Below are 1,732 nucleotides of genomic sequence, written 5' to 3'. Positions count from 1 at the left end.
TAATTATTAAGATGATGAAGCATAAACACATTGGATTACAAATAATTAAAATAAGTACATAACTTTACACCTCTAAAAATATATTAAAGGATATTTCATATCACACGCGCACTTAGACCATGTATCCGGACTAATAATCAACTCTCCAGCCGACTCTACCAAAACAATATACGCAACAAAATCATGTATGGAAATGATGAAAAACCATTACTTTAACGGACAAACTTGGGCCAATTTTGGAGATGAAGGAAATGGCTACCTCATACAAAAATATCATTTTCAAACCATAATACAGCAGGAAGAGACTACCATCACCAATACCACCATGACAGTAAAAGCCTTTCCATTAAGCCATGTTAACCCTTTCGAGAGTACGGCATTTCTAATCAAAAACAAGGACGACTATGCGCTCTATCTTGGTGACACCGGTGCAGACGTCATCGAAAAAAGCAACAACCTCGCATCCCTTTGGACCACAATTGCACCATTAATCAAGAAAAACCAACTCAAAGGCATATTTATCGAACTTTCCTTCCCTAACGAACAACCAGACAAGCTTTTATACGGTCATTTAACTCCTAAACTCCTCATGAAGGAACTACAAAACTTATATACTCTAACAGGAACTACATTGCAAAATGTACAAATAATTATCACGCACATGAAACCACCAACCCATAATTACAGCCTAATAAAAAAACAACTTGCAACCGACAATAATCTTAAACTAAACTTCATTTTCCCAACACAAGGCAAAAAAATAAAGCTATAAAAGCTTGTCCAAAGGCTCTCGGTAACAAAAACATACTAACTAATCTATAAAAAGGAGCATTTAAGAGCAATTACAAGCTGTAAATTACAAAGAATCAAAAAAAAAAAAAAGGAACTACTTACTTAGGAGCTATTTCCCGCTATCCGTTACAATCTTTTACTTTTTAAAGAAAAAAGTAAAAGGATTTACACTTCTATCGGGGCTACGATACTCATTTACAAAATAGCATTTTGTTCCAAACTAAAAACTATAGCGCCACTAGCTATTCAATGCAAAAAAAGAAAGTGCAAAACTGTAAAACTTTCACTCACATACTCAGCAGACATTACTAAATAAAAGAATACCACCAAATACATAACCTCAAACTATCAAAAAACTGTAAAATCCACTTTATATACCCGATTGAGTTTATCAACCTTGCATATCATCCTTCCCAATACCTAACACATGAACCAAACAACTTAAAAAAATCGTTCAATTAGGTTCAGTATTCTATAAAGAAATGCAACAACCCTAACTGCATCCACTGTCTCATTCACTGCTTAAATAAAGGCTTTTGAAAGTCTTCCGATAGCTCCTATGTTTGCAAAGTTATAAATTCAAAAAAAGGAATCGTTAAATTTGTAATCTTAGAGTAAGAAGAATGAGAGTACACCGATGGCTAAATAACTCAAGAAGTATATTGTCCGATAGAAATCACATCATTCTTTTCTATCTTTTAGCCCCTGAACAGAATGTAAGGACTTATTTTCCCTGAAAACATTGGTAAACCCTTATCGATAGACGAAACCTCCCTATCTAATGGCGAACTCTTTACAATTATAACCAATAAAGCTGCCAAAGGAAAAAAAGGAGCTATAGTTGCAATGGTTATCGAAACTACAGCTGAAACGGTAATCGCTATCATTGAAAAAATCCCTCTTAAACAACGAAATCTAGTCACCGAGATAACCCTTGATA

At 34.2% G+C, this 1,732-nt stretch carries 2 protein-coding genes; one reads left to right on the top strand and one right to left on the bottom strand.

Annotated elements, in window-relative coordinates; genetic code table 11:
- Positions 1-82: 82 nt before the first annotated feature.
- Complete coding sequence (locus H8R24_RS17965; protein WP_317172602.1) at positions 83-772, top strand: 3',5'-cyclic-nucleotide phosphodiesterase; 690 nt, start codon at positions 83-85, stop codon at positions 770-772.
- A gap of 718 nt (positions 773-1,490) precedes the next feature.
- On the opposite strand, the gene H8R24_RS18110 is transcribed toward H8R24_RS17965, so the two are convergent.
- Positions 1,491-1,732: hypothetical protein (locus H8R24_RS18110; RefSeq protein ID WP_222617428.1), on the bottom strand; the 242-nt coding region annotated here is incomplete at its 5' end.

Origin of the sequence: Flavobacterium muglaense (assembly GCF_014305155.1) — a bacterium.
In the GTDB taxonomy this organism is placed as follows: Bacteria; Bacteroidota; Bacteroidia; order Flavobacteriales; family Flavobacteriaceae; genus Flavobacterium; species Flavobacterium muglaense.
Note: the sequence above shows the minus strand (reverse complement) of the source record. Positions and strands in the feature narration are given on the sequence as shown.